Annotated in this window: 11 protein-coding genes and 1 other annotated feature; of the genes, 8 read left to right on the top strand and 3 right to left on the bottom strand. The window is 52.3% G+C overall.

All coding sequences use genetic code 11. The features are described from left to right. Window positions 1-44 precede the first annotated feature (44 nt). Window positions 45-1,279, bottom strand: a protein-coding gene (locus RJ38_RS01020) for an IS3 family transposase (RefSeq protein WP_156121701.1) whose coding sequence is annotated in 2 segments (ribosomal slippage) — window positions 45-985 and window positions 985-1,279 — 1,236 coding nt in all. Because the reading frame shifts where the segments join, the coding sequence is not laid out codon by codon here. Continuing rightward, window positions 876-992, bottom strand: a sequence feature (AL1L pseudoknot). It overlaps the preceding gene by 117 nt. 124 nt (window positions 1,280-1,403) lie before the next feature. Here RJ38_RS01020 and RJ38_RS01010 point away from each other — a divergent pair. The 6 genes from RJ38_RS01010 to RJ38_RS00985 all read left to right on the top strand — a co-directional run bounded on the left by RJ38_RS01010 (window position 1,404) and on the right by RJ38_RS00985 (window position 4,890). Then, on the top strand, window positions 1,404-1,637 hold the full coding sequence (locus tag RJ38_RS01010; protein ID WP_156121699.1) for a hypothetical protein: 234 nt from the start codon (window positions 1,404-1,406) through the stop codon (window positions 1,635-1,637). After that, the gene (locus RJ38_RS01005; RefSeq protein ID WP_039017061.1) at window positions 1,637-2,239 is read left to right on the top strand and encodes a FliH/SctL family protein; all 603 of its coding nucleotides are present in this window, start codon (window positions 1,637-1,639) and stop codon (window positions 2,237-2,239) included. The genes RJ38_RS01010 and RJ38_RS01005 overlap by 1 nt, the downstream gene beginning before the upstream one ends. Continuing rightward, window positions 2,240-2,539 carry a FliM/FliN family flagellar motor switch protein gene (locus tag RJ38_RS01000; protein ID WP_039017060.1) on the top strand — a complete coding sequence of 100 codons (300 nt, stop codon included), beginning with the start codon at window positions 2,240-2,242 and terminating at the stop codon, window positions 2,537-2,539. It begins immediately after the preceding gene. An 18-nt stretch (window positions 2,540-2,557) separates the two neighbouring features. Next, window positions 2,558-3,301, top strand: coding sequence for a flagellar type III secretion system pore protein FliP (fliP, locus tag RJ38_RS00995; RefSeq protein WP_039017059.1), 744 nt, complete (start codon window positions 2,558-2,560; stop codon window positions 3,299-3,301). A 113-nt stretch (window positions 3,302-3,414) separates the two neighbouring features. Continuing rightward, the gene (gene nudC, locus RJ38_RS00990; RefSeq protein WP_039017065.1) at window positions 3,415-4,386 is read left to right on the top strand and encodes an NAD(+) diphosphatase; all 972 of its coding nucleotides are present in this window, start codon (window positions 3,415-3,417) and stop codon (window positions 4,384-4,386) included. 39 nt (window positions 4,387-4,425) lie between these two features. Then, window positions 4,426-4,890 carry an SRPBCC family protein gene (locus RJ38_RS00985; RefSeq protein WP_039017058.1) on the top strand — a complete coding sequence of 155 codons (465 nt, stop codon included), beginning with the start codon at window positions 4,426-4,428 and terminating at the stop codon, window positions 4,888-4,890. Between the two features lie 43 nt (window positions 4,891-4,933). On the opposite strand, the gene RJ38_RS00980 is transcribed toward RJ38_RS00985, so the two are convergent. After that, the gene (locus tag RJ38_RS00980) at window positions 4,934-5,776 is read right to left on the bottom strand and encodes a prephenate dehydratase (protein ID WP_039017064.1); all 843 of its coding nucleotides are present in this window, start codon (window positions 5,774-5,776) and stop codon (window positions 4,934-4,936) included. Between the two features lie 168 nt (window positions 5,777-5,944). On the opposite strand from RJ38_RS00980, the gene RJ38_RS00975 reads away from it, so the two are divergent. Beyond that, window positions 5,945-6,466, top strand: coding sequence for a c-type cytochrome (locus RJ38_RS00975; protein WP_039017057.1), 522 nt, complete (start codon window positions 5,945-5,947; stop codon window positions 6,464-6,466). Between the two features lie 205 nt (window positions 6,467-6,671). Further along, window positions 6,672-7,151 (top strand): hypothetical protein, encoded by a 480-nt coding sequence (locus RJ38_RS18705; RefSeq protein ID WP_156121695.1) that lies wholly within the window; start codon window positions 6,672-6,674, stop codon window positions 7,149-7,151. On the opposite strand, the gene RJ38_RS00970 is transcribed toward RJ38_RS18705, so the two are convergent. Then, the coding region (locus RJ38_RS00970; RefSeq protein WP_039017056.1) for an integrase core domain-containing protein at window positions 7,087-7,311 on the bottom strand (225 nt) is incomplete at its 5' end. The genes RJ38_RS18705 and RJ38_RS00970 overlap by 65 nt on opposite strands.

Below are 7,311 nucleotides of genomic sequence, written 5' to 3'. Positions count from 1 at the left end.
GATTGAACCGCCCCGGTTTTACCGGAGAGTTGTTGGTTCAAATATTAAGCTGCTTTTTCAGCGGCATTCAAGGCTTCATAGAAGTTCTCCTCTGCTTCATGGGGGGTGATGTAATCGATTTTGCTGTGTAGGCGTTTTTTGTTGTACCAGTTCACCCATTTCAGGGTTTCCCATTCGATCTGTCCAACAGATTTCCAAGGCCCCATAAAATCGATGACCTCGGTTTTGAACAGACCGATTGTGCTTTCCGCTAGAGCGTTGTCATAGCTGTCACCAACGCTTCCCACGGAAGGGTCGATACCTGCCTCTACTAGCCGTTCGGTGTATTTGATCGACAGATACTGGCTGCCTCGGTCGCTGTGATGGATCAGCTCTTCCGCCCCTGATGGAATACGCTGACATATGGCTTGGTTGAGAGCGTCCAAAACAAACCCTGTTGTCATGGACGTGGACACGCGCCAACCCACAATACAGCGAGCAAAGACATCAATGACAAAAGCGACATACACCATGCCCTGCCAGCTTGAGACATAGGTGAAGTCACTAACCCAGAGCTGGTTTGGCATGTTTGCTGTGAAGTCGCGGTTGACCTTATCATCTGGGCAGGGTTGGGACGTGTCTGGATTGGTCGTGATCGGCTTCTGACCGCGCACAACGCCCTGTATTCCCATAACTTTCATCAACCGTTCTACTGTGCAGCGCGCGATGTCGTGATTGTTTCGGCGCAACTCGTGCCAGATTTTACGTGCACCATATCGCTTACCACTGCCATCAAAGGCGTCCTTGATCTTCTTGCGATCTAAGGCGTCCTGTTTGGACCGGTCTGAAGCCAAATTAGGATCACGGGCAATGGCTGCATGAGCATAGAAAGTAGACGGGGCGATCGGCAGAGCCCTGCAGATCGGCTCGACCCCGTGGACCTCTCTATGATCCTCAATGAAGGAAATCATTTGCGGAACGGGCGGTCGAGCTCCGCCTGGGCAAAATATGCCGACGCCTTCTTCAGGATCTCATTGGCCTGGCGAAGTTCCTTGTTCTCTCGTTCCAATTCTTTGATGCGGTCCCTTTCTTCGGTTGTCAGGCCTGCGCGCTGACCCTCATCACGTTCCGCTTGTTGGCACCAGATACGCAGGCTGTCAGGGGAACAGCCAAGCTTGGGCGCGATCGCTTTGTGTGCGGCTGAATCGCTGGAATAATTGACACGGTTTTCTCGAAAAAGCCGAACGCCACGTTCACGCAGCTCAGTCGGATAGGCGGGGGTATGTTTCTTCTTTGTCATAGGGCTCACCTTTGGAGTGTTTTACTCTCCGGTAAAACCGGGGCGGTTCAAAGTGGCTGCGGCGCCTGGAACTCCCGCACTTCCAAGCAATACGATTGATACGCCGCAGATCCCAGAATTTAACATGAGTGCCCCACCTCCGGGAAGTCTCCCTGCATTGCCGGGGCAAGCGTTGACCGGGGAAATCGACAATAGTTTTGTGCCAGGTGGAATGTCTGTCGTGGAAGACTTTGATTTACCTGAAGATTTCACCGGAGGGGACCCGGTCGCCCGCCTTAAAGAGATGATCGAAGATCGCCAAGAAGAGGCTGTTGAAGTGCTGCGCAGCTGGATGGAAGAACCAAAGGAAACGACATAATGTCACGTTTAAGGCTTGAAGAATTTGATGTGCTTCCGATCGCAGGAACATCTACGCCCAGTCCGCTCGCCGAGGCCATGACAGAGGTGCAATCCGAAGAAGCGAAGCTTGAGTCGTTTGAGAATGGATATAAAGCGGGGTGGGATGACGCCGCGCGTTCTCACACTGACAACTTAGACAATGTGTCAGTTGAACTTGGGCGAAATTTGCAGGAACTGTCCTTTACCTTTCATGAGGCGCGCACGCAGGTTTTGAAAGATATGCGTGCAGTCTTCGAAGAGCTTTTTTCAAAAATTTTGCCGAAAGTAGCGGCAGAGACGCTTCCGGCGATCATTGCCGAGCAAATCAATGAGATCGTCGGTCGTGAAGTCGACACGCGAATTGAACTGCGTGTCCACCCTTCGAACCAAGATATCGTTGGTCAGTTTGTAGCGGCGCAAACGCACCTGAACGTGGATGTCGTGCCCGAGCCAGCCTTCGGCGAAGGGCAGGCACGTTTGGTTTTTGCAAGTGGTGAACAAAATATTGACCTCAGCAAAATCCTAGAAACTGCGGCGCAGAAAACTGAAGGCTTCTTTGAACTAAATGAAAAGGCAGGATAGATGACTGACGATCTGAATGTGCAGGCTCTGAACGAGCTGTCAAACACCGATAATCCATTCACCCAAGTGCCAATAGAAATAACGATTTCAGTTGGGAAAGCGCGACCGATGGTTAAGGAACTACTCCTGTTGGGGCCCGATGCCGTTTTGCCGCTGGATCGTGGCGTGGATGACCCCGTGGAGCTTTACGTTGGTGACAAGCTGATCGCACGAGGCGAGTTACAGGAGGTCGAAGACGATCCCAATGGCCAGCTCGCTGTGCGTTTGACTGAAATTGCCGACCTTCAAAACGGTATCTGAATCTTCAAAGGAGTGGTCATGAATAGGGGCGCATTGTTTTCGTATCGTTCAATTTTGATTTTCATTTTTGTCAGTTTTGCAGTTCCCGCCGTCGGCCAGGAACTATCTGTTTCGATGGGGGATGGTGGCTCCTTGACTGCGCGTGGCATTCAATTGTTCGTCTTAATCACATTGCTTTCGGTCGTTCCTGGGCTGGCGATCATGGTGACGTGCTTCCCGTTTATCGTGACGGTTCTGTCGATTTTACGCCAAGCAATTGGTCTGCAGCAGGCCCCGCCAAATATGTTGATCATCAGCTTGGCGCTTTTCCTGACTTACTTTGTGATGGAACCTGTGTTCACGGCGGCTTGGGCGGGTGGGATTGACCCCTTGTTGGCAGGCGAGATTGAAATCGAGCAAGCCTTTATACAGACATTGGACCCATTCCGCGGCTTCATGGTCGCGCGTATTGATGCGGATACATTTGCAGCCCTTTCCGATTTGCGCCCGATGACACCATCCGCAGAACTGTCACGCGACAGTGATCTTTCCGTTTTGGTTCCATCCTTTTTGCTCAGCGAGATTGAGCGGGCATTTGAAGTCGGGTTCTTGGTCTTTTTGCCGTTTCTTATTATCGATTTGGTGGCCGCAGCGGTTCTTATGTCGATGGGGATGATGATGGTGCCGCCTGCCGTGGTTTCCTTGCCATTCAAGTTGGCATTTTTTGTGGTCGCAGATGGATGGACGCTCGTATCTACGGCTTTGGTCAGCAGTTACTTTTGACGTTTTTAAGCCCAGCTTGGGCTATGCGCGCAAGCATTGTCAAAGCTGACATAACATGCAACCAATTCGCGCAGACAGTGAACGAAATGACACCACGGGTTGGGAGTGTGTTTATGAGGCGAGCAGAAACCGTATCCTTCGGGGGCAGCGGCTTGAACAGGGCCGCGGAATTGCGCTCTAATTCCGATCGAATTGACGAAATGTTGTCCGATGCCAGGACCCGCATCTTTCCATTGTGGCGAGGGAGAGTGCTTATCGCTGACGACATGCAAACGCCTACAGCCTGTTGGGTGGACCCAAAACATGACTTGGCCAATTTGAAACAAGATCAATTGATTTTTCTTGGGTTCGATGACGGCTGTGCATGTTTTGCAACGGACGTGTCTTCTTGGGTGCCTGCTGGTTTTGATCCCGACGCCTTTGCTTCGTTTTCAGATCCAAATACATATCACCACCCTGCCTTACCAGACGGGCAAACCTTCGTTGAACTTCGGGCCGTTATGGCACGTCTATCTGCGCGAGATGCAGAGCTTTTGGCGACGGCGAAAGCCGTGCAATCTTGGCACGCCAGTCACGGATATTGCGCGACTTGCGGGGGGGAATCTGTGATCAGTCACAGCGGTTGGCAACGCGATTGCCCCGCATGCAAGACACCTCATTTTCCACGTACGGATCCGGTCGTTATCATGCTTATTACTCATGGAAATGATGTGCTTATGGGGCGCAGCCCTGGCTGGCCCGAAGGGATGTATTCTCTCTTGGCGGGGTTTGTTGAGCCGGGTGAAACCATCGAAGCGGCGGTGCGCCGAGAAGTCAAAGAAGAATCCGGCGTTGACGTAGGTGCGGTGTCCTATCTTGCCAGTCAGCCTTGGGCATTCCCGTCATCCTTGATGTTTGGATGCGCGGGGGAAGCGACCAGCAGAGAGATAACAATAGATCCGAATGAAATCGAAGATGCCTTGTGGGTCTCGCGTGAGGACATCGCCTTAGCGTTTTCGGGCAATCACCCGACAATATTGCCCGCCCGCGCCGGAGCGATCGCACATTTTCTGTTGTTGAACTGGCTGTCTGATACATTAAGATGATATGACGTGAGACGTAACGAATATTCAGGGCGGCAATAAATGAAGTTTACAGCAAAAAGCGATACCGATGCACCCGTTGAAGAAGTGTTTCGCCAATGTTCGGATTTCGCCGCCTTTGAAACGCACGCGCTTCAACGCGGGGTTCAGGTTTCCTATCGGACACAGTTAAAGCAACCTGGTGCGGAACGTGGTTGGGATCTGCGCCTAAAGTTGCGCGGCCGCCCTCGCGATATTGAAATCGAATTGGTGGGGTATGAAGCCCCCAATCGCCTGATCTTTGTGGCGGATGGCGGCGGCGTTGTTTCTGACATCGTGATTGATGTGGTCGAACTTGCGCGACAGCGCAGTCGTTTGCATTTGTCTGTCGATCTCCGCCCGCAATCTATGGGGGGGCGGATTTTGATCCAATCCTTGAAGCTGGCAAAAGGCACGTTGAAACGCCGTTTGGATAAGCGTGTCGTGAATTTTGCCCAGCAGATTGAAGAGAACGTGCCTGCGAGCTGACGGAAACACATGTTCTGTCAGTATGGATCGTGTTTAAGTCCGCTTAGTGGCGCTTTTGTGCTGCCGCATAACATCCAAGAACAACCAGTTCGGATGTGAAATATCGCAATTCTTCCATCGCGCGCGCCACGGCAGGATCATCCGGGTGCCCTTCGATTTCGGCATAAAAACGCGTTGCCATGAAGGATCCATCAACCATGTAGCTTTCCAGCTTCGTCATGTTGACGCCGTTGGTCGCAAAACCACCCATCGCTTTATAGAGGGCGGCGGGAATGTTGCGCACACGGAAAACAAAGCTGGTGACCATGCCAAGCCCCGCATCAGATGCGGTGGATGGGTTGTCTTCGCGGCCCATAACGACAAAGCGGGTTGTGTTATGCCCGTGATCTTCAACGCCTTCGACCAGTACATTCAGGCCATGAATATGTCCCGCAAGCGACGATGCCAATACGCCTTCGCCCGGGGTCAAATCTTGGGCCAAGGCCTCGGCGGCGCCAGCGCTGTCGACCGCAGCAATGCCATTGATGTTATGAGCTTTCAGAAAAGCCGCCGATTGGGGCAGCAACACGAGATGGGCGCGGACCGTGTGGATGTCAGAGATATCAACGCCCTTAGGGGCCAGCAGGCTGATGCGCACCCGCACGAACGTTTCGTCAACGATGCGCAACCCACTGTCGGGCAGCAATCGATGCATATCCGCAACACGTCCATAGGTGGAGTTGTCAATTGGCAACATCCCAAGATCCGCCTCGCCCGCGTTCACAGTGTCGATCACATCCTCAAATGTTTGGCAGGGAAGCGGTTCTAGATTCGGGCGTGCATTGACGCAGGCCTCGTGGGAATAGGCCCCGAGCGCGCCCTGAAAAGCGATTTTCCCTGTTTTCATGGTCTTCATCCTGCTTCATTTGCGATTTGCACCACTTTTTTCACTATAGGGGCGCTTCGCCGCACAAACTACAGCTTGCGTCACGACAGGGGAAGCGGATAGATAGATTGAAAATCCGTCTGGCTCTGTCTGGAACGGTATTAGCGACATCCAAAACGGAAAAGCGATATGTTCGACACAATGACTTTCACGAAGATCCTCGGCGGCTTCTGCGGCGCATTCTTGATCTTCCTTCTCGGAAATTGGGCTGGAGAAAGCCTGTATCACACTGGTGGTGGCGAAGGCGGCCATGGCGAAGCGCATGCTGACGCCTATCCGATCGAAACCGGTGATGATCATGGCGGTGAGCCAGTTGAAGAAGTTGACTTTGCGACACTGCTCGCGGCGGCTGACATTGGCAAAGGTGAGCGCGTGTTCAACAAATGCCGCAGCTGTCACTCCATTGAAGACGGCGTGAATGGCACTGGGCCTTCCCTGTTCGGTGTTGTTGAACGCGATGTGGCAAGTGCTGCTGGCTTCGGTTTCTCTGGTGCGCTTGACGGCATCGAAGGCAACTGGACACCTGAAGCGCTGAGCGCATTCTTGCAAAGCCCAAAAGGGTTCGCACCAGGCACCGCAATGTCTTTCAACGGCCTGCCCAAAGAAACAGATCGTGCAAATATCATTGCATGGCTTGCGACTTTGAACTGATCGTTCAAACATGAGATCAACGAAAGCCGTCCTTCTGGGCGGCTTTTTCGTATTTGGATACCTGCGGTTGGGTGGAAATCACCTGACACCGGCGGGTTCACGCAAAACACGATGTGTTCACACATTATCAACTTGATTGTTATTGGCTCGTAACTAGGCTGAGTTTTAACTAAATTGAGAGAAACTCATATAAGGGGAGAGCAAGATGACCCAGGTCACCACAGCGCGCGTTTCAACACAGGATCGCAATCGCTTTCTTGGTTTTGCATTCGCGACATTGGCCATGGCGACATTGGCCTTTCCGCTTAAGGCGCAGGACGATGTGATCACGTCACATGGCATTTCGCCCTTTGGAAACTTGAACCTGCCCGCAGATTACACGCATCTTCCTTATGTGAATGATCAGGCCCCCAAGGGCGGCGAAATTTCGACCTGGGCCCCTGGATCATTTGATTCAATGAACCCTTACTCGACCAAGGGCCGGGCCGGGGCTCTGTCGTCCGTCATGTATGAACGCTTGATGGACAGCACGTCAGACGAATTGGATGCGCTTTATGGTTGGGTTGCGGAAAGCCTGACTGAACCGCCCCGGTTTTACCGGAGAGTTGTTGGTTCAAATATTAAGCTGCTTTTTCAGCGGCATTCAAGGCTTCATAGAAGTTCTCCTCTGCTTCATGGGGGGTGATGTAATCGATTTTGCTGTGTAGGCGTTTTTTGTTGTACCAGTTCACCCATTTCAGGGTTTCCCATTCGATCTGTCCAACAGATTTCCAAGGCCCCATAAAATCGATGACCTCGGTTTTGAACAGACCGATTGTGCTTTCCGCTAGCGCGTTGTCATAGCT

The organism is Halocynthiibacter namhaensis (assembly GCF_000812685.1).
GTDB lineage: Bacteria > Pseudomonadota > Alphaproteobacteria > Rhodobacterales > Rhodobacteraceae > Halocynthiibacter > Halocynthiibacter namhaensis.
Note: the sequence above shows the minus strand (reverse complement) of the source record. Positions and strands in the feature narration are given on the sequence as shown.